Source organism: Gilliamella sp. CG22, from assembly GCF_046635725.1.
Lineage (GTDB): Bacteria > Pseudomonadota > Gammaproteobacteria > Enterobacterales > Orbaceae > Gilliamella > Gilliamella apicola_I.
In genome coordinates, this window is sequence record NZ_JBIDFK010000002.1 from 19,023 (window position 1) to 40,744 (window position 21,722).

12 protein-coding genes and 3 tRNA genes are annotated in these 21,722 nt (G+C 32.8%); 6 read left to right on the forward strand and 9 right to left on the reverse strand.

The window, feature by feature from the left end:
* The 7 genes from ACGH46_RS01865 to recA form a co-directional block, all read right to left on the reverse strand.
* A tRNA-Arg gene (locus ACGH46_RS01865) sits at window positions 1-71 on the reverse strand.
* A 21-nt stretch (window positions 72-92) separates the two neighbouring features.
* Window positions 93-169, reverse strand: a tRNA-Arg gene (locus ACGH46_RS01870).
* A 20-nt stretch (window positions 170-189) separates the two neighbouring features.
* Window positions 190-282 (reverse strand) — tRNA-Ser (locus tag ACGH46_RS01875).
* Window positions 283-411: 129 nt separating this feature from the next.
* Window positions 412-612: a carbon storage regulator CsrA gene (csrA, locus tag ACGH46_RS01880; RefSeq protein ID WP_065559044.1), complete on the reverse strand. Its 201-nt coding sequence runs from the start codon at window positions 610-612 to the stop codon at window positions 412-414.
* Window positions 613-747: 135 nt separating this feature from the next.
* A complete protein-coding gene (alaS, locus tag ACGH46_RS01885) occupies window positions 748-3,381 on the reverse strand; it encodes an alanine--tRNA ligase (RefSeq protein ID WP_267377866.1) in 2,634 nt (877 codons plus the stop codon).
* Between the two features lie 206 nt (window positions 3,382-3,587).
* A complete protein-coding gene (locus ACGH46_RS01890; RefSeq protein WP_267377868.1) occupies window positions 3,588-4,088 on the reverse strand; it encodes a regulatory protein RecX in 501 nt (166 codons plus the stop codon).
* On the reverse strand, window positions 4,088-5,128 hold the full coding sequence (gene recA / locus ACGH46_RS01895; protein ID WP_267351741.1) for a recombinase RecA: 1,041 nt from the start codon (window positions 5,126-5,128) through the stop codon (window positions 4,088-4,090). The genes ACGH46_RS01890 and recA overlap by 1 nt, the downstream gene beginning before the upstream one ends.
* Window positions 5,129-5,629: 501 nt before the next feature.
* Between recA and ACGH46_RS01900 the strand changes: the two genes are divergently transcribed.
* The 3 genes from ACGH46_RS01900 to ACGH46_RS01910 are packed head-to-tail and all read left to right on the forward strand — an operon-like array spanning window position 5,630 to window position 9,117.
* Window positions 5,630-6,880, forward strand: a complete 1,251-nt coding sequence (locus ACGH46_RS01900) for a PqiA/YebS family transporter subunit (protein WP_411603799.1) — start codon at window positions 5,630-5,632, stop codon at window positions 6,878-6,880.
* A gap of 15 nt (window positions 6,881-6,895) precedes the next feature.
* Complete coding sequence (pqiB, locus tag ACGH46_RS01905; protein ID WP_065559049.1) at window positions 6,896-8,533, forward strand: intermembrane transport protein PqiB; 1,638 nt, start codon at window positions 6,896-6,898, stop codon at window positions 8,531-8,533.
* Entirely contained in the window at window positions 8,533-9,117 is a 585-nt protein-coding gene (locus ACGH46_RS01910) for a membrane integrity-associated transporter subunit PqiC (RefSeq protein WP_411603801.1), read from the forward strand. Before pqiB ends, ACGH46_RS01910 begins: the two co-directional genes overlap by 1 nt.
* 45 nt (window positions 9,118-9,162) lie before the next feature.
* On the opposite strand, the gene pabB is transcribed toward ACGH46_RS01910, so the two are convergent.
* A complete protein-coding gene (gene pabB / locus ACGH46_RS01915) occupies window positions 9,163-10,917 on the reverse strand; it encodes an aminodeoxychorismate synthase component I (protein WP_411603804.1) in 1,755 nt (584 codons plus the stop codon).
* A 7-nt stretch (window positions 10,918-10,924) separates the two neighbouring features.
* Complete coding sequence (locus ACGH46_RS01920) at window positions 10,925-11,494, reverse strand: anthranilate synthase component II (RefSeq protein ID WP_411603807.1); 570 nt, start codon at window positions 11,492-11,494, stop codon at window positions 10,925-10,927.
* A 193-nt stretch (window positions 11,495-11,687) separates the two neighbouring features.
* On the opposite strand from ACGH46_RS01920, the gene ACGH46_RS01925 reads away from it, so the two are divergent.
* The 3 genes from ACGH46_RS01925 to ACGH46_RS01935 all read left to right on the forward strand — a co-directional run bounded on the left by ACGH46_RS01925 (window position 11,688) and on the right by ACGH46_RS01935 (window position 21,025).
* Window positions 11,688-13,379, forward strand: a complete 1,692-nt coding sequence (locus tag ACGH46_RS01925; protein WP_411603810.1) for a ShlB/FhaC/HecB family hemolysin secretion/activation protein — start codon at window positions 11,688-11,690, stop codon at window positions 13,377-13,379.
* A gap of 832 nt (window positions 13,380-14,211) precedes the next feature.
* The gene (locus tag ACGH46_RS01930; RefSeq protein ID WP_411603812.1) at window positions 14,212-17,226 is read left to right on the forward strand and encodes a filamentous hemagglutinin N-terminal domain-containing protein; all 3,015 of its coding nucleotides are present in this window, start codon (window positions 14,212-14,214) and stop codon (window positions 17,224-17,226) included.
* Between the two features lie 1,009 nt (window positions 17,227-18,235).
* Window positions 18,236-21,025, forward strand: a complete 2,790-nt coding sequence (locus tag ACGH46_RS01935) for a filamentous hemagglutinin N-terminal domain-containing protein (protein WP_411603815.1) — start codon at window positions 18,236-18,238, stop codon at window positions 21,023-21,025.
* The last annotated feature ends 697 nt before the right edge of the window (window positions 21,026-21,722 follow it).

The following is a 21,722-nucleotide window of genomic DNA, read 5'->3' on the forward strand; positions in this document are numbered from 1 at the left end:
ATCCGAAGGGATTCGAACCCCTGACCGCCCGGTTCGTAGCCGGGTACTCTATCCAGCTGAGCTACGGATGCATATTTTGAATTTTGTTAAAATGGTGCATCCGAAGGGATTCGAACCCCTGACCGCCCGGTTCGTAGCCGGGTACTCTATCCAGCTGAGCTACGGATGCATATTTTAAATTTTTAAAAATGGCGGTGAGAGAGGGATTCGAACCCTCGATGCAGCTTTTGACCGCATACTCCCTTAGCAGGGGAGCGCCTTCAGCCTCTCGGCCATCTCACCAAAACAACCATGATTTTATCTGAACAACAAAATCATTATGTGTGGCGCACATATTACGGTTTACAAAAAATAAGTCAAACATTTTTTTGCTTACGCGTTCTAGTTGTTTAATTCGTGCCCAAAATATTGCTATTCTTTAGGCTCAGAAACCTCATCAGCCTTGTTTTGTGCTTGATGGATTCTGTTATAGATTTCTTCACGATGAATAGAAACTTCTTTAGGTGCATTAATACCAATTCTGACCTGATTGCCTTTCACGCCCAAAATGGTAATAACAACATCGTCACCAATAATTAGTGTTTCACCTACTCTCCGAGTTAAAATTAACATTCGATCTCCTACTCTCAGTTATTTATATATCCAAACTGTTATAAAAAGTAGCTTCGTTAGTCCATCAATAAACACAATAATGGATTTAAAAGACAAACTCTGTTGGCTTGTTTTAAGTCAATCGAATCTATCTCACTAACTAGCTTGTAATTTATTACTGATTTCCTTTTTCACAGAAGATAACGCTCCTGGTAACGCTGAAAGATCCATTCCACCTGCTTGGGCGAAATCAGGCCGCCCACCACCTTTACCACCTACCATTAATGCTAATTGAGATACTAATTCGCCAGCTTTAACAATATTAATTAAATCATTTGTTACACCAGCAGCTAAATTAATTTTGTCACCATTAACAGCAGCAAGAACAATTACTCCAGACTTCAATTGATTTTTAAGATCATCAATCATTGTGCGTAATTGTTTCGCTTCGACATTATCAAGTTTAGCGATTAGCAAATTTTTATTACCAATGTTTTCACATTGATTGAGCAGTTGTGCACTTTGTTGGCTAGCTTTTTGTGCATTTAATTGCTCTATGGTTTTCTCTAACTGTTTAGTTTGTTCAAGCAATTGCTCAATACGAACTAAAACTGTAGATTTGTCGCTTTTTACCAATTGTTCAATTTGCGTTAACAAATTGGATTCATGGTGTATGTACTCCATTGCATTTTGCCCTGTTGTAGCTTCAATACGACGAACACCAGAAGCAATGCTGGATTCTGAGGTAATTTTAAATAGACCTATATCACCAGTTCGATCAACATGCGTACCTCCGCACAATTCAATCGAAAAATCTCCCATTGTTAGCACTCTAACAATGTCTTCGTATTTCTCACCAAATAATGCCATAGCGCCTCTATTTTTAGCTTCATCTATTGGCATTAACTCAATATCGACAGGTAAGTTACGACGTATTTGTTGATTCACCAGATTTTCAATTTCAGTTATTTGCTCTGCTGTTATGGCTTGATTATGTGAAAAGTCAAAACGCAGATAGCTATCATTGACTAATGAACCTTTTTGATGGACATGATTGCCTAAAATTTGTTGCAGTGCAGCTTGCAATAAATGTGTAGCAGAATGATTACGACGAATGCGTTCACGTAGCTCAACATCAATCGCTGCAGTAACATTATCACCAACTTTTAGGGATCCTTTTACGATCTGCCCTAAATGACCAATACTTTTACCATATTTCTGACTATCAAAAACGGTGTATTCAAGGTTAGCATTGGTTAAGACACCTTTATCGCCAATTTGACCACCAGACTCACCATAGAAAGGGGTTTTATCTAATATCACAATAGCGTCTTCACCGGCATGAATACTGTCAACTTTTTGGCCATTTTTAAAAATCGCTATAACTTTTGCGGAAGATTCTGTTGCTTGATAACCTAAAAATTCAGTTACCTCATCAAGTTTAATCACATTGCTATAATCAACACTAAATGAACTTGATTCACGCGCGCGTTTTCGTTGCTCTTCCATACAGTTATTAAAACCGACTTCATCAATCGTGATATTTTTTTCACGGCAGACATCAGCCGTTAAGTCTAATGGGAAACCGTAAGTATCATAAAGCTTAAAGGCAATATCACCCGGTAAAACATGACCTGTAATTTTTGCTAATTCTTGATCAAGTAAGAATAAACCACGTTCTAATGTTTTTAAGAATTGTTCTTCTTCTAGTCTCAGGGTATTTTCAACATGTTCACGATTATTATTTAATTCTACTGCGGCATTTTCCATTACGTTAATTAATGGTTTTACCAGTTTATAGAAGAATATTCCTTTTGCGCCAAGCATATGACCATGTCGTACTGCTCGTCGGATGATTCGACGTAATACATAGCCACGACCTTCATTGGAAGGCATCACACCATCTGAAATTAAAAACGCACAAGATCGAATATGATCGGCAATAACTCGCAAAGATTTATTTTCTAAATCTTTAGTTTGAATAATTTCAGCTGCATCTTTAATTAACTGTTTAAATAAGTCAATATCGTAATTAGAGTTAACATGTTGCAGTACGGCAGCAATACGTTCAAGTCCCATACCTGTATCAACAGAAGGTTTAGGTAAAGGCTCCATGGTACCGTCGGCATGGCGATTAAACTGCATAAAGACGATGTTCCAAATTTCAATGAAACGGTCACCATCTTCTTCAGGGCTACCTGGCGGTCCACCCCATAAATGATCACCATGATCATAAAAAATTTCGGTACACGGTCCACAAGGGCCGGTATCACCCATTTGCCAAAAGTTATCAGATGCATAAGGTGCACCTTTATTATCGCCAATTCGTATAATACGTTCTTTTGGAATACCGATATCTTTTTCCCAAATAGCATAAGCTTCGTCATCTGTTTCATAAACAGTCACAGTAAGCTTATCTTTTGGAAGATTAAACCATTCTTTACTGGTTAATAATTCCCATGCAAAATGAATTGCATCACGTTTGAAGTAATCACCAAAACTAAAATTACCTAGCATTTCAAAGAAAGTATGATGTCTAGCTGTGTAGCCAACATTATCAAGATCGTTATGTTTACCGCCAGCGCGTACGCAACGTTGTGCTGTTGTTGCTCGACTATAAGGACGTTTATCTATACCAAGAAATACATCTTTAAATTGATTCATTCCAGCATTAGTGAATAGTAATGTTGGATCATTATGTGGAACAAGGGAACTACTTGCTACAATTTCGTGTCCTTTGCTATTGAAAAAGTCAAGAAAATTTTGACGAATTTCTGCAGTGCTTTTCATTTAGGCTTCCATATAAAAATGATAGATATTTAAATATAGTAATATACCCGTTACAACTAAAGTTGAATAGTAGATGTTCTTTATACTGCAGTGAATCTAGCTAATATTACAAGTAAATAAGGAAAAAATAAAATGACCTAGTGAGCTTTATTCGTAAAGGGTATCGTTCAAACTTCGATTGAATACATTTTAGATATTTTACCAGTTTAAGTCAACAAACTGTACACATTTTTTACATCATCTTGTGTATAACCTCGGGTTGTTAAGAATTGTATGTTTTTGTACCACAAAGGTTTATTTTTGGGATCAATTTGTTTAAATTTTTTAATTAATTGTTGGTGAGCAATTTCAGACCAATTTATATCTGAATTATTCAGAATTTCACGGCTTAAGTCGGTTGGTAAACCTCGTTGCTTAAGTTCTAATGCAATTCGGTATTTACCATATCCTTTGTTAGCTCGCATAGTAATATATTTTTCAATATATTGGGCATCATTCATCCAATTTTGCTCAATACAATACTCAATAACATCATTAATTTCTGAGCTAAGTTGATGGTATTGTTCGTGATACTCTTCGTCCGAACTTTTGATTTTTTTGGCAAAAAATAGTGTTAGTTTTTGATTTAATTTATAGGATGAATGGTCACGCTGTGCAAGTAATTGCACAGCTTTATTTAAGATAGATTTATTGAGTTTTTTGCTCATTACTCAAAACTTTCATCTTCTGGTGATGCGTCTTCATCAGAAAAAACCGCAGGACTATTTAATAATAGTTCTCGTAATTTAGTTTCAAGTTCATTGGCAATTTCGGGATGCTCTTGTAAAAATTTAATTGAATTCGCTTTTCCTTGACCCACTTTTTCGCCGTTATAGCTATACCATGCCCCCGCTTTATCAACTAATTTATGTTTGACACCTAAATCAATTAATTCACCATCTTTAGAAATACCACAGCCATATAGTATTTGAAATTCAGCTTGTCTAAATGGCGCTGCGACTTTATTTTTAACAACTTTAACTCGTGTGTCACTACCAATCACATCTTCGCCTTCTTTTACTGCACCAGTACGACGGATATCTAAACGAACAGATGCATAGAATTTAAGTGCATTACCACCAGTTGTGGTTTCTGGGTTACCAAACATCACACCAATTTTCATCCGAATTTGGTTAATAAATACGACTAAACAATTCGCATTTTTAATATTTGCAGTAAGTTTTCGCAGGGCTTGTGACATCAAACGAGCTTGTAACCCCATATGCGAATCACCCATTTCACCTTCAATTTCAGCTTTAGGTGTTAATGCTGCTACCGAGTCGACAATGATCACATCAACTGCGCCAGAACGAACTAATGCATCACAAATTTCAAGTGCTTGTTCACCGGTGTCGGGTTGTGAAACTAATAAGTCATCAACTTGTACACCTAATTTAGCTGCATAAATTGGATCTAAGGCGTGTTCTGCATCAATAAATGCGCAAGTTTTACCTTCTTTTTGAGCCTGTGCAATAACCGATAATGTTAATGTGGTTTTACCTGATGATTCTGGTCCAAAAATTTCAACTATTCGCCCCATTGGTAAGCCACCAATGCCTAATGCAATATCAAGTCCTAAAGAACCAGTTGAGACGGCATCAACATCTAACGTTTGGGTATCCCCTAAACGCATAATAGAACCTTTACCAAATTGTTTTTCGATTTGACTTAATGCTGCTGAAAGTGCACGTTGTTTGTTTTCGTTCATATAATAAAATTCCACTGAGTTAGCATATTGGGTGGTATTATACTGTATTGTTATACAGTATCAAGTTTTTTTTGCTTTAAATAAAATAGATAATAACTGATACATAATAAAATGTTTTTTTTCATGATGTCGACTAAATTCATGCGCTAATTTAGACTTAAGTGAGGGACTAAAAATAGAGATAGTTTAGTTCAATTCGAGATAAGTGTTAGCCAGCAATACATTGAGACAAATAAAAACCAATGAATTTGTTTATCAAAAAAAATAATTGAAAAAATAGAAAGTAAATAAGGTAAAAATTGGATATTATTTGCTCGTTTTTCCTGCAAAATGGTATTTATTACTGTGAGTTTAATGCGATTAATAAGTCATATGCGGATTAAGTTAATCTTATTGAAGTCGATTTTTTGTCGATCAAATTGTTTAAAGCTTTAGACTTAAATGTTATGCTAAACTTAACTTTTTTTACATATCTCATTAGCGCTTACATAAAGGGAAATAATGACCATTGATAAACAATGTAATGAATATGAATTGTGCCCAAATTGCGATTTGGTTGTAGAGCTATCTGATATTCTTTTGAAACATAAGGCGGTATGTCCTCGTTGTAATACAACCTTAGCTAAAAATAATGCAGATATGAAGTTTAAAGCGATGATCTACGCCATATGTGCATTGATAATGATTATCGCAGCAAGTCATTTTATATTTATTGATATTCGTCTGGTCGGTAATTTTAATGGCGTGAGTGTTATTGATATACCTAAAACACTATTTGATGATAATTACAGTTATATTTCGGCGCTTTTTGTCGTGTTTGTATTGCTTTTTCCCGTTATTAATTTAGCAATTATTGCGCTACTTTGCTCTAAAATAGAGCTTTCAAAATATCGCAAAAGAGATCTGTTAGTTGTATACGAAAGATTTCAACACTGGTGCATGCCAGAAATATTTCTAACAGGGGTACTGGTTAGCTTTGTTAAGTTGATGAGTTACGGTAATATCGGCGTAACCAGTTCATTTTGGGCTTTTTGTTTATTCGCCTTTTTTTATATAAAAGCGTTAGTTATTTTTTCTCCGGATGCAATTTGGAATGAGATTAAAACAAATAATTTTGCTAAAGGCGAATTAAAAACAGGTAAAACGGCAATCAGTCAAAAATTAAAGTTATGTAGCTGTTGTCAGGCTATTGTTCCTTTTGAGTATGCTAAATGTCCTCGATGCAAGCAGAAAAGTCAGATTCGAAACCGTAATAAAATACAATGGACGATTGCATTACTAACAACTTCATTACTAATTTATATTCCAGCAAATTTATATGGCATTATGATAACGGTTGTATTTGGTTCATCATCGACTTCAACCATTATGGATGGGGTCATCTATATGTGGCAAGCGGGTGATGTTCCTGTTGCGTTAATTATTTTTACAGCGAGTGTTGTTATTCCAATTTTGAAAATTATTTCACTTAGCTGGCTTTGTTATTTTGCCTTAGCGGTTAAGCGAAAAAATAAACAAAATTGTTTGAGAATGAAAAAATTATATAGTGCTGTCGAATTTATAGGTAAATGGTCAATGATTGATATCTTTGTGGTTTCTGTCGTGTGTTCATTAGTTAGAAATCAACAAATGATGGGGGTATATCCAGATATTGGTGTTGTATTTTTTGCCACCGTCGTAATTGTGACAATGATTGCATCGCAAAAATTTGATCCTCGATTAATTTGGGATCGTAGACCAATTAGAAATTAGCGTTATAGGAAACATATGACAAATTCAAATAGATTAGCAAAAATTATCAAAATCAGAGCTATCTCAGCAATATGGATTATCCCTATTGTTACTGTAATTGTTGGGCTTTGGATAATTTACTCTCATTTTGCTGATAGAGGTACATCCTTCACTTTGCTGGCAAAAGATGCTAGCGGTATTGTTGCCGGAAAAACGGTGATTAAAAATCGTAGTGTTGATGTAGGCATAATAGATCAAGTGACGTTATCGGATGATTATAATCAAGTTGTCATCAAAGGACGAATCTATAAAAATATGGAGCCTTTGCTTAAAAATGACTCCATATTTTGGGTGGTTAAACCAGAAATAGGGCGTGATGGAGTTACGGGATTAGGTACGATTTTATCGGGTGTTTATATTGAATTAGTCGCAGGAAATGATAAACATAGCTTTAAAAACGATCCGTTTGAATTGTCCGATTCGCCACCCATATCCGATCCTAGTATTAAGGGTATTCGGTTAAATTTAGAAAGTGATCAAAGCGGAATGATACCGCGTGGTGCTTCAGTGATGTTTAGAGGCTATCGGGTAGGGAATGTAGAAACCTCGTTGTTTGATGTTGAAGCGCGTAAAATGAAATATCAAATTTTCATCAAAGAGCCTTATGATGCGCTAGTGACACAAAATGTTAGATTTTGGAAAGAAGGTGGAATTAATTTAACACTTTCTTCTATGGGTGCAAGTTTGAATTTTCCTTCTTTAGATGTTCTGTTATCTGGGGGAATCAGTTTTGATTTACCGGACGGATCTAAATTAGGGGCTCCAGCACAGCAGTATGCATTATATCAATTATACGATGATAAAAAGTCGATACAAGAATCTCAATACACTCAATATAAAGAGTTCCTGATTATGATTTCAGATTCCATATCGGGGCTAAATGTTGGCGCACCGGTTGAGTATCATGGAATAAGACTCGGTACGGTTAGCAAAGTGCCATTTTATACCATAGACATGTTAAATGAATCGTCAATACTGAATCAAAAAGTACCGGTCTTAATTAAGATTGAGCCTGATCGTTTATCCGATTTAGTGGATGAAAAAATCGATATTGCAAAGCAGATCATGGAAGAACAAAAAAATGGTTTAAGAGCTTCGCTTAAAACATCAAATTTATTTACGGGTGCGCTGTATATTGATTTGGATTTTTACCCTGATTTAAAAAATGAATACAATGAAAAAACAGCTGTGCAATATGGTTATGATACCATCGACACTACTTCAACAGGCATAGCACAAATACAAGCTAAAATTTTACAATTATTAGATAACTTCAATAATTTACCACTGAATAAAACAATGGATCAGTTTAATCAATCATTGGCATCGAGTGAGCGTTTAATGAATTCGTTGAATAAGATCATGGCAAGCAAAGAGATGCAAACGATGCCAAAAGATCTGCAAAAAGCGTTACGCTCATTGAACGATACAATGAAAGAATTACAACCTGGTTCAGAAATGAATAATCAAATAAAAGAGAGTTTGCAAAAAATTCAACAAATGATGGATGAGTTAACGCCATTGTTAAGCACATTGAATGATAAAAGCAATGCTTTAATATTCTCTGCACCTGTTAAACAAGATTTGGAACCCAAAGCAAAAGGTAAAAAATAATGAAAAGCATAATAAATCGCATTTTTACAATTGGGATTATGGCATTATTAACGACATTAGTTGGCTGTTCTTCAGGAACCGCTGAAAAACATTACTTTCAATTAGAGAGTCATTTACAAAATCAACGTTCACAAACCTTGAATTCAGCGCATGGTTTTATATGGATTGAATCCATAGATGTAGCTAGTTTTTTAAACAAACAAGGGATTGTCTTGCAAACGGATAATATTCAGTTTGTTACGGCCTCAAACAATTTATGGGGATCATCGCTTTCACAACAACTTGGTGATCGTTTAGAACAAGATTTAGCGATTTTTTTACCTCATTATTTAGTTTCAACCAAAGCAATTACTACCCCAACAATGACCGTCAAACTATTTATTGATGGATTTCATGGCAGTTACACCGGCGATGCGATAATAAAAGGGCGTTGGGTTGTTAAAGATAGTAAAGATAATATTGAAACAAAATTTTTTGAACATCGTATAGCGTTAAAAAATAATGGCTATGCCGCATTAGTCAATGCATTATCGAAAGGTTGGCAGGATGAAGAGCGTGACTTTGCCACCTTGATAATACGTTAAGTGATTCGATAACATTTCGCCATTGAGTTGGCGAAATCGTTACCTTTATATCATTGCGTTTTTTAATTGTTGTTTGAAGTGGTTAAAAACTTTATCATCAATTTCCACCCATTTGCGAACACTATTAATGAATGCAATTTTTTCAGCGTATAATACATCTTTTTTAGTCAGTGTTTTTTCAACTAATTGTTTTGATTCCAAATAAAATTGCCGCATTGTCCCCGCCAGTAAGCCAGAGGTGATTTTGGGGGTTACCCATTGATTATCAACCAATAACGCGATATTACCATTAACAAACTCTGTGATTTCGTCATGTTGATTAAAGTTAATATACTCTTTTGCAGGGGTTAGTGCCGGAAAATGATGCCGAATTGATGTTTTGTGGTATAAAAAGAGATTCTGGTTATTAACACAATTTGGAGCAAACTCAATTTCGGCGATTTGCAAAGGCGTGATAATACTATTATGATTAATCTCAAACTGCCCATTTTCTCTAAGTAAAATCCGTATTTTATACAAATTTTTAGAATAGGTGTTTGCCAGATTCATTAGGGCTAACTTAATGATACGGATATTGCACTCAAAATTAAAATAACTTGCAGAATCAGTTAATCTTGTTAAATGCTGATCCAATAAAAAAAACTGACCATTTTCAAGTAACAGTGATTCAATAATGTATTCTGGTATGGTAATTGTACGATTTAAAATTGCTGATTTAATTAAAATTTCGTTATATTCATCTTGCGAAGTGGAATCCCAGGTAATCCCTCCACCCACACCATAATGCATATATTGCTGATTTATCGTTAATGTGCGAATTGGCACGTTAAATACCATTTTATGTCCAAATGGTTCAATATATCCAATCGTGCCGCAATAGACCCCTCGAGCAGTGTTCTCAATTTGAGCGATAATTTGCATCGTACTAACTTTTGGCGCACCGGTGATTGAACCGCATGGAAATAATGCTCGAAAAATGTCGAATAAATGAATATCTTCAATTAATTGCCCCTCAATAGTTGAGGTTAATTGCCACACGGTTGGATATTTTTCAGCAGAAAAGAGCGTTGGTACAACAACCGTGCCGGGTTTGGAAATTTGGCTTAAATCATTGCGAAGTAAATCAACAATCATCATATTTTCTGCTAGATTTTTTTCTGACATCAGCAAAAGGCGTTGTTGATTATCTTGTTGTGTAGTCAAACCTCGTCCTACCGTGCCTTTCATCGGTTTGGTGGTAATCGTTTTATTTTCAATCCTAAAAAATAACTCGGGTGAAATCGATAAAATATGATAATCATCATGTTCAAGATAAGCGCAATAATCTGCCTGATTATTTTTTTGAAGAAAATAGTAATAATCAATCGGATTTCCGTCAAAAGGCGCTTTAAATTGAATGGTATAATTGGTTTGATAAGTATTTCCTAATTCAATTTGAGAACGAATAAAATCAATTTTTTGATTATATTCTTCAATAGTTGTATCACAGCTTAATACTAATGGTTCTGCCTGATAATGAGGTATTGATTTAGGGGGGTGAGATGAGTATTTATCATAAATACCAAATAATAGTAGAGGTAAATCGGTATCTTGAGGCGGATTGGATTGGGTTTGATTAGCCTGATTAAAGCCCATTGCACTCTCATAGGCTAAATATCCTACTGCATAAAATCCTTGTGCAATAAATGATTCAATCTCTTCTAAGCATTTTTTTATGGATGACACTTTAGTTGTTGCTAATATTTTTATGGGATCGCAAAAATATTTATGTTGACCTTCAAAATCGATATGAACTTTCATGTAAATCCTATTGATGAACAAAATTTTTGATGATTTGCAAACCACAATCTGTTTTGATTGCTTCAGGATGAAATTGTACCGACTCAATAGGTAAATATTTATGGCGTAATCCCATAATCAATCCTTGTTTATTTCGTGCGGTGACAATGAGTGGTGATGATGTAGGTAATAAATTATCCATTACCATTAAAGAGTGATAACGCACTACCGTCAGTGGATTGTCAATTCCAGTAAAGATTCCTTGACCATCATGATTAATATTATCGAGTTTACCGTGCATTGGTTGCGGAGATTTGACAATCTCATATCCAAAATACTGTGCTATTGCTTGATGTCCTAAACAGATCCCGAATATTGGGCAGCTACGATTGAATTCAGCTAGAACGGAAAGAGTTATTCCTGCATTGCTAGGACTCCCCGGTCCTGGTGAGAGAACAATTTTAGAAAAGTTCAATTTTTTCAATTGGTCAATTGTCATCTCATTATTTTTAATCACTTTAACTTTGGCTTTAGCTCGACAAAGATAATCATAAATATTAAACGTAAAAGAATCATAATTATCAATTAGTATAATCAAAATATTGCCTGCGAGATTTCAAACGATTTATTTCAAATTTTCATGCTGATATATCCTAATATATTTTCTTTTATTTAGAAAAGATTTTAACGATTGAACTGATTATTTTTAACGCATGTCTATTTTTTTATGGACTAAATTCGATTATCGAATTAACATTAGCGCAAACTAAAATACAATAATAGGAAAAATGATGAAAATCAGAGTATTGTTAATTGTAGTAATAAGTTTTATCTTTTCAAATAACGTATTTGCTGAGCAGTTACCGACAGCACAAGAACGAAAGATCAGTGATCAGCAGCTGATCTACCAACAAGAAAGACAAAAAGCAACAGAAGAGGCATTGTCAACTAAAACACCTAATGTAAGTTTAATGTCACCTTTACAAAAAATTCAGACGATCAATTTTCCTGAAGAGGAATTTTGTTTTCCGATTCAACATGTTGAATTGTTAGAACGTGATGCCTTTCCAATTACCATACCGTTAAATACGTTAGCCAAACAAGCGGAAGGTCGTTGCTTGGGTGGCAAAGGTTTAAATTTACTGATGACGGAATTACAAAATCAGCTTATTAGTTATGGCTATATCACAACACGGGTTTTGGCGCCTCAACAAGATCTTAATTCAGGAACATTTACTTTATTGTTGCTGAAAGGAACGGTAAGAAATATTTTTTATTCATCAGATAGTGACACCAGAGCCAATTTAACAAGTAATATGCCATTAAAAAAAGGGGATTTACTTAACTTACGCGCTATCGAACAAGGACTTGAAAATTTTCAGCGAATTCCAACTGCCAGTGCTCAAATCCAATTATTACCAGGAGAAGAGGCCGGTGAAACAGATATTGTTATCCAACGTCAACAATCGAAATATTGGCGAATAGGATTATCGTTAGATAATTCGGGATCAAAAAGTACGGGTCGCTATCAAGGTGGGCTTACACTTTATTTGGATAATCCACTTGGTCTCAGTGACAGTTTTTATGTTTCTGGTGGACATAATTTAGAGGGAGTGGACGATTATGGCTCAAAAAATTATCTATTTGCCTATTCTGTCCCATTTGGTTATTGGCTTTTTGATGCCTCGATGTATTCAAATACCTATAATCAAAAAATTTCGGATGTGGTCGATTATCAATATAAAGGACGAAGTAAATATTATAATTTTCAAATTAGCCGAGTATTGCACCGTAATGAAGCGCAAAAAACAATATTAAGTTATGGCATCAATTTAAGAGAGTCTCACAATTTCATCAATGATACCGAAATCGAAATTCAGCGGCGCAAAACAAGCAATTGGCGAATTGGCTTACAGCATAGTCACTACTTCGATAATATCGTTGTTTATGCAGGTGCATCTTATCAAAAAGGCGTACGTTGGTTTGGCGCACAAAAAGCATTTGAAGAAAAATCTGAAATCGGTAGTGCTTTAACCGATATCATTAATGCTAATTTATCCGTTTATGTGCCTTTTAAACTCGGTAATCAAAATTTTGGATACAGCCTTGATTCACAAGGACAATACACTCGACGTAATAAATTAACTGCACCGGATCGATTTTCGATTGGTAGTCGTTGGACGGTACGAGGATTTGATGGTGAAGAGATGTTAAGTGCCGATAATGGCTGGTTTATTCGCAATGATTTAATATGGTATACGCCACTAAACCAGCAATTATATTTAGGACTGGATGCCGGTGGTGTATTTGGGGGAAATTCCGAAAATCTGACGGGTAAAAAATTAGTCGGTTCGGCTATCGGAATTAGAGGACGTCACTTTGGTCTTTATTATGATATGTTTGCTGGCGTGCCCCTACATAAACCTGACAAATTTAATACTAATCATTTAACACTTGGATTCTATTTAAATTGGACTTATTAGTGTTACCTATCATTTAGCCAACAATAAATTAGTACTTATTATTGTTTTCAATAAACAATAATAAAGTACTAAATTAAATCAATTAAATAACTCCATAATAATTAATGCATTAGTTAATGAAGAAAAATTAAAAAAATTTTTTGTAAAGCTAATGAAGATATTTTAAATAAACCTTTGACTGAAAGTTTATTTAAAGATTATTATATATAAGTTATCTTATCTAAACCGCATAATCATGGGTTTTATCATTACTTTGTAAACTGATGATAAAACGATCAAATATTAATAAATTGATTACAGTTTTTTTAAGTGTTTATTAATCGCGGAAAAGTCTTAACTCTTACCACCAAGATAAGATACATAACATTAAAAAGGTCACTATTTTTGTTGATTGTAAGCATTCAGTCAGCCATAAAAGAATAGCCATCTAATTTCGCTATACAGGTTGTTAGATTCTATTAGATTTCCTTTTTATAACTTGAATTAACCTTATTTGAATAGTCCTATTTTATGAAAGTTAACTATCGATAACTTATACAAAACGATGACTAATGGATATGAGCTTAATTTCACATTACATTTTGCAGTAAAAAGTTATATTAACTATTGATATTAATTGGATTTGATTCAATTCAATTAACAGATTGTTAATTACACTGTAGTCATTTTTTCATTGTAGTAACTAATTGATATTAGTCATTTTGTAAACCAGTAATCTTAATTTATGCCTTGATTATAGAATAAATTGATTTTTATAAAATGACTGGTTTTTAAGAAAATTCCGATTCTTTTTGAGTAAAAAAGAGTAGATCTATGAAAGGTGAGACATACTATGAATAAAAATTTTTATCGCATTGTTTTTAATAAAACTCGTGGATTGTTCGTTGTGGTATCTGAAATTGTAAAATCACATCAGGCGATATCACGTTGCAGCCGAAAAGCTAAAAAAACGGATATTAAACAGAATTCAAATAACGATACAAAATATTGCACATTAAAACCACTTGCATTTTTATCCTATATTGCATTAGGTATGGTAAGTATTGTTGGTACAACTTATGCAAAAGTTATTGTGGTTGATCCCTTAGCCAATCAAAATCAACGTCCTGTTGTTAAGGAATTACAAAATGGTACAACACAAATCAATATTGTTGCACCGAGTAGAAACGGTGTGTCTCATAATAAATATACTCAATTTGATGTGTCAAAAAAGGGTGTGATTCTTAATAATGCTACTGGTGGCACGAATACACAACTAGCAGGAAATATCAATGGTAATCCACTATTACAAAACAGCGCAAAAGTCATTTTAAATGAAGTTAATTCTAACAATATCAGCCAATTAAATGGTTATATTGAAGTCGCCGGACAAAAAGCACAGGTGATAATCGCTAATCCAGCTGGGATTACCTGTGATAATTGTGGCTTTATCAATGCAGATAGAGCCACGTTAACAACCGGTAAACCGATTGTAACAAATGGTAACCTAGAAGGCTATTTGGTCGAAAAAGGTCATATTCAAATTACAGGTAATGGTCTAAATGATACCGGACAAGATTATAGTGATCTGATCGCTCGAAGTGTCAATATCAATGCTAAATTATGGGCAAATAAAGAAATCAATGTCATAACGGGTAAAGCAAAAGTTAGCGCGGATTTAAAACATATTGATACACAAGGCTTTGATAATCACGTTGGACAACCCGAGTTTGGCATAGATGTCTCAAGATTAGGGGGCATGTATGCGGATAAAATTAGAATGGTTGGGACAGAACATGGCGTTGGGGTACGAAATAATGGGACGTTATTGGCAAATGCAGGAACATTAACTGTAACCAACGATGGCAAAGTAATTAATGCTGGTTATATCAGTTCAGCGCAAAACCTTGAATTCAAAACGACTTATGGTGGAATTGAAAACCATTCAACAATTGAAAGTTCAAAAAACATTGTATTATCCAGTAAAGCAGAAATAAAAAATGTTGATAGATTAAATGCGCAAGGTGATATCACGCTTAATGCAGAAAGTTGGGTTGGTAACCAAGGATTAATATCTTCGGGTAAACAGATTACAACAACGAGTAAAGAGTTTGATAATAGTTATTCAGCAAATATAAAAGCGCAAAATCTAAAAATTAATGCGAATATGGCAAAAAATACAGGCAATATTAACGTAAATGACACAATTAATCTGCTCGCAAATCAGTTTGAAAATAATAAAAAATTAGCTGCTAAAAAAGAAGTCACTATAAACAGTAGAAAATTCAAAAATGATTGGAAAGGCAAAATTGAATCAAATAATATCAAAATTTTTGGTGACGAATTTGTCAATTATGGTCAACTTGTTGCCGACAATAGATTAACTATGAATGTTAAAAGTATCACGAATTTTAATGAATTAGTGGGAAGAAACGAAATCAGGATTAATAGTATAGAATTTTCTAACAAAAAAGACGGAATAATAAACGCTTATGATGCGGAAGTTATAACACAAAATTTCGATTCTGATGGTACAATTTTAACTGGCGCATTGGATATATCTGCTGAAATAAACTATAACAATGGCATCAATGGCAAAATAATAGCTGATTATTTCAAGTTAATAAATCCACATAAAAGTGTTAACGAAGGTCTTATCGATGTAGGCTATTTTTATGAAGTGGGTAGTGACTTTATTAATACCGCTTTTGGCAAAATAAAAGTCGGTGAATTATATGCCAATAATGATTATTTTGAAAATAAAGGTTCGGTATACTCATCCAGTAAAATAATCGTTGAAAGTAATGATTTTTACAATAATGGTCAATTTGATGCAATAAAAACTCTAAAAGTAAATCAGAATAAGAATTTTAAAAATGATTGGCAAGGAACAATCAACGCTAATTTAATTGATTTCGACCAACAGATCGTCAATGAAAGTTTTTCTAACTTTGGTTCGATACAGTCAAAAGATCAAATTAAAATTAAATCTAAGGATTTTTATAACCAAGGGAAGATATTGGCGAAACATGAATTAAGCATTCAGGGTGACAAACTAAAAAATGAGATGAATGCTTCAATAAGCGCTGACAAAATTGATCTATCCGGTACAACATTAGAAAATAAAGGTTTGATAACTGCTCAAGATTCCCTAAAAATCGATGTTAAACAGTTATATAACAAATTTAAGTTATTATCTGATGAAAATTTAGATATTAATACCTCATATTTTTCAAATGAAGGAAATGAAAGTCTTGTTAAAGCTGATTTAGTGACAATATTTGCTAATAAACTGGACAATCATAGTACCTTTAATGCGACTAATGATCTACAAATCATTGTTAACAACATCTACAATCAAGGTCGGTTCACATCTAATAATCATATTGGTATATATAGTGCAGACTTTAAAAATGATTGGGCAGGTCATGTTGATGCCGATAAACTGGATATCGCCGGTGGAAAAATGAACAACATGAACGAAATAAAAGCTAATCGATATATAACTATCAACGTTAATGATTTCTACAATAACAAGACTTTATTTACATTTGGAGATCTAGAAATAGGCGGCACCAATTTTAAAAATGATTGGTATGGTTTGATTAAAGCTGAAAACCTAGATATTCTTTCGACTCAGTTATCGAATTATGGAAAATTTGAAACAAGTAATTTAATGAATATTGTGACAAAGAATTTTTATAATTACGGACGAGTTGATTCTGATATGCACATCTGGTTATATGCTGATTATTTTAGAAATGATTGGAAAGCTGTGATGAATGCAAAATACATTAAAACGAAAGTGAATCACATTGAGAATTATGGATTAATAACAGGAATTATAAATGATGAAAATCAACTATAACTTATGGATTGCTAATGTTTTTTAACTTGAACAGTTGTTTATAACTTAAGATTCTGGTTTTCTATGTATAAAAAATTAGAAAACCAGGGTCTATTTTTCGAAATTTAAATAATCATATACTGAAAATAGAAACCGATTTAACCTGCTCTTTAATGTTAGCTATCTTAAAAAAATTGTGACCAAATGGAATTCTTCTTTTCTCTAACATTGCTGTTTTTAGATGCTGTTCATATAAATTTTTACCCCTAAAACCACCACTATTCTTTAAAAAGCAATAAATGTCGAAAAAACGTAGTAAAGTAAAAATAATGGTTAATTAGAAACTAATTTTTTCATCTTATTAAAAAAATAAACATTAAAATCGCAAAACATTGATATAAAAATTTACTAAAGTTAAATTTTTTTGATTTAAATTAAAATTGAATTAAATTCTTTCAATAATATATAAAATAATTTAATAAAGTCTTTGACCGAACCTCAAATAAATGTTTATATAGTACACTTTATTTATCCAATGAATGCCTTGTGGTATAGGCACAATTTCACATCAATCAATAAAAGACACACCATTGTGAAATCAATCAGTTCCAGTATTATTTGTTTTTTTGATATTTATTAGTCATGTTAAATAAGATTAACTTACATTTATATATCAAATAAAAACAATATTTAACCAATAGCTATTTGTTAATAAGATCCAATGAGTGATTTGAAATACTGTTCTTTTTACGTCAATTTTTAAATATTGAGTCAGTGGTCAAACTATTCATGTTAACGACATAAAATTGATGATAATCAAAACTAATTAATCTTCTGTTGGTTAATAGAAAATCCCCATAAATACCCGAATGACAGAATTTGTATATTTTTTTCAAGTTGTAGTAACCCATTAATATCTTTGCTTGTTAATAAAAGGATATTAATTTTTTTTATAAATTTAATTAATTTTTAATAACTTAATATGCTTTTGTTTTCAGACATCAGCATTAGATACAAGGTGAAAAATACTATGAATAAAAATTTTTATCGCATCGTTTTTAATAAAGTTCGTGGATTATTTGTTGTGGTTTCTGAAATAGTTAAATCTCATCAAGTCATGGCTAGTCATAATCAAACCACAAAAAAAATGGAAGGGTATTGTAAGCAAAAAGATCAATCCTGTATGTTAAAACCCTTAGTATTTTTATCCTATATTGCATTTGGTATGGTTAGTATTGTTGAATCTAGTTACGCAAATAATATCGCTGTTGATCAAAATGCCAGCCAAGAACAACGTCCAACCGTTCAAGGTTTACCAAACGGTGTAACACAAATTGATATCGCAGCACCAAGCAATAATGGCGTATCCCATAATAAATATACCCAATTTGACGTATCAAAAAATGGTGTCATTTTAAATAACTCTCGTGATGGTAGCCAAACACAATTAGCTGGTAATATTAATGGTAATGCATCACTACAAAATAGCGCCAAGGTAATATTAAACGAAGTGAATTCGCAAAATATCAGCCAATTAAATGGTTATATCGAGGTGGCTGGACAAAAAGCCCAAGTGATTATCGCTAATCCGGCCGGCATAACCTGTAATGGTTGTGGTTTTATTAATGCAGACCGGGCAACCTTAACCACCGGTAAACCGATAATGAATGATGGAAAATTGATTGGTTATCAAGTGGAAAAAGGTGAGATAGCCATTACAGGGGATGGGTTAAAAAATTCAGGGCAAGATTATACCGATTTAATTGCACGCAGTGTAAATGTCAATGCCAAGTTATGGGCTAATAAAGAAATCAATATTGTGACAGGTCAAGTGATTGTGGGGGCAGATCTGAAAAGTATTGAAAAAGTCGCCTCAACCACCAATACTGAACAACCTGAATTTGCACTGGATGTATCAGCGTTAGGTGGAATGTATGCCGGAAAAATTAAGATGGTCGGTACTGAAGCAGGGGTAGGTGTTCGTAATAATGGGGTACTTATGGCCAGTGCAGGAACAATAGATATATTAGCAAATGGCAAAATTTTAAATACCGTAAGTGGTAACCTTAACGCTTTAGAAGACATTTCATTAAACAGTGAACAATTAGAAAATCATGGCACAATTGCCAGTCAAAAAAATGTCGAACTGGTGGGAAAAACAGAGATAAAAAATTATGGTACTGTTGAAGCAAAAGAAGATATCAATCTAAAAGCATTTAAATTGGTTGCCAACGAAAATAAATTATCAGCAGGAAATACTCTTAATTCAGAAAGTAATGAATTTCTTAGTACATGGACTGGGAAAGTGAGTGCCAATACAATTAGCTTATTGGCAAAACACACTAAAAACGTAGGTAAAATCAATGCGGCTGAAAAAATGAACATTCGTGGATCATATGCTGAGAATGCTGGTGATATAACTGCGGGAGAATTTCTTGCGATATTCACTGATCAAATCAAAAATGATTGGTTTGGTGTGATTCAGTCAAAACATATTGAACTTGTAGGAAAAAATCTAGAAAATTATAAAGAAATTAATGCAACTGACAACTTGATCATTAACGTTGTAGATATAAATAATATTAATACGTTAACCTCAGATAATAAATTAACGCTAGCAAGTCAGAACATTCAAAATCATTCAACAGGTCTGATTCGATCGCAAAAAGAATTATCCATAAATTCCAAAATGTTATCCAATAACGGTGTGTTAGCATCAATAGAAAATATGAATGTTATTAGTGATGATGTTTTTAATCATTGGAATGGTACAATGCAATCGAAAATCGTTGATTTAAAAGGCAATAATTTTAGAAATTATGGTGCTGTTAATGGTGTACAATCCATCGATATCGCCGTAAAAGGAATACTTTATAATCAAGGAATTTTATCATCAATTTCACCCGAACCTTCACCACATTCTAAAAGTTCAGAAACACCAAGTTTCAAAATTAATCTATCTTTTGATTCATTTAAAAATGATTGGAACGGTAAAGTTAATGCTGATCAAATAAATCTTGTGAACATTAAAACCAACAATGATCAAGTTAACGAAACGGGTGAATTTATTAATTATAACGAAATGAATGCCAATGACTTGCTCAATATTGATGTTAAGAATGTTTACAACCAAGGTAAATTATTGGCAAAAAATGATTTATCTATAACGAGTGACAACTTCAAAAATGATTGGAAAGGCGAAGTACAAGCTAATAATATTACGTTGGTAGGTGCAAAATTTGACAATTACAATCAAGTTTTTGCTAATTCTGAGCTGAATGTCAATGTCGAAAACGCTTACAATCAAGCTAAGCTCTTAACTGAAGGCAAATTATTAATTAATAGCAATAATTTCAAAAATGATTGGCTTGGTGAAATAAATTCAAATAACATTGAAATCACAGGTAATAGATTTGATAACCGTAATAAATTAATAGCGAATGATACAATGAATATTAACCTGAATGATTTTAATAACAATGGTGAATTATTGGCTAACCAACAAGTAAAAGTAGTCAGTCACAACCTAAAAAATGATTGGTTTGGTTCAATTAAAGCTGAAAATATTGATCTGAATGTTATAACAAATATGGAAAACTTTGGTGAGGTTGAAGCTGGTGATCAGTTAACTATTAATTCTAATTATACATACAACCAAGGCAATGTGATTTCGAAAAGAGAGATTAAATTAGCGGGTAATCATTTTCTCAATGATTGGCATGGTGTGATTAATGCTGAAATTATTACTGACAATTTATCTGATAAAATCGTTAATCATGGTCTAATTAATGGAAAGTCCACTAATGCAAAAGATGAATAGATTAATTTGATCAATTAATTCTGTTTTGTTGTAAAGATAAGATCCTAGTTTACTGAAATATATCATCAATAGGTAAGCTAGGATCTTAAAAATTAATTTTTTCAATCTTTGTCAACTTATGAGCTTTCTACTCATTCACTTTAATCCCCAAAAAACATAAAAATTTCTATAACTTACCTAATTAATATCAATAAAATTACTGGTAATAGAAATATCTAGACCGAATAAAATTAAAACATCATCAAGTGCCCAAATATTAAAACCGATTTGATCACACCAACTATCTGCTTAATAGAAATACTTTTTTAACAAAACAGAAAATAAATTAAGTGATAAATTAATAAATTAGAAAAATCTTGTTATCAAAAGTCTTAGCTAACCCTAAAAATTGTTTGGATTAACAAAGAAATGTAAATTACGGATGCACAAATAAAACTTTGACTAAATATAAATTTAATGTTTATTATACATGAATCAAATTATCTAAATGATGTTAATTTGGTGTGTCTGTTTCTTTCTGTTCTACCAAGGATGATGGTTAATTAGTGGATAACTAGCTAATGTTAACGTAATTTATCATCCTATCGATTTCCTTTTGTTGCATTAAATTCAAAATATTATTTGTATTGCCGTATTTAACTATTTTTGTAGATTTATTGAAATAATCATTTGTTTAATATGATGATTTTATTTTTTA

Excerpts from the sequence above, each read along its gene's own strand:
- csrA (WP_065559044.1), bottom strand. The coding sequence starts at position 612 with ATGTTAATTTTAACTCGGAGAGTAGGTGAAACACTAATTATTGGTGAC.
- alaS (WP_267377866.1), bottom strand. The coding sequence starts at position 3,381 with ATGAAAAGCACTGCAGAAATTCGTCAAAATTTTCTTGACTTTTTCAAT.
- ACGH46_RS01890 (WP_267377868.1), bottom strand. The coding sequence starts at position 4,088 with ATGAGCAAAAAACTCAATAAATCTATCTTAAATAAAGCTGTGCAATTA.
- recA (WP_267351741.1), bottom strand. The coding sequence starts at position 5,128 with ATGAACGAAAACAAACAACGTGCACTTTCAGCAGCATTAAGTCAAATC.
- ACGH46_RS01900 (WP_411603799.1), top strand. The coding sequence starts at position 5,630 with ATGACCATTGATAAACAATGTAATGAATATGAATTGTGCCCAAATTGC.
- pqiB (WP_065559049.1), top strand. The coding sequence starts at position 6,896 with ATGACAAATTCAAATAGATTAGCAAAAATTATCAAAATCAGAGCTATC.
- ACGH46_RS01910 (WP_411603801.1), top strand. The coding sequence starts at position 8,533 with ATGAAAAGCATAATAAATCGCATTTTTACAATTGGGATTATGGCATTA.
- pabB (WP_411603804.1), bottom strand. The coding sequence starts at position 10,917 with ATGAAAGTTCATATCGATTTTGAAGGTCAACATAAATATTTTTGCGAT.
- ACGH46_RS01925 (WP_411603810.1), top strand. The coding sequence starts at position 11,688 with ATGAAAATCAGAGTATTGTTAATTGTAGTAATAAGTTTTATCTTTTCA.
- ACGH46_RS01930 (WP_411603812.1), top strand. The coding sequence starts at position 14,212 with ATGAATAAAAATTTTTATCGCATTGTTTTTAATAAAACTCGTGGATTG.
- ACGH46_RS01935 (WP_411603815.1), top strand. The coding sequence starts at position 18,236 with ATGAATAAAAATTTTTATCGCATCGTTTTTAATAAAGTTCGTGGATTA.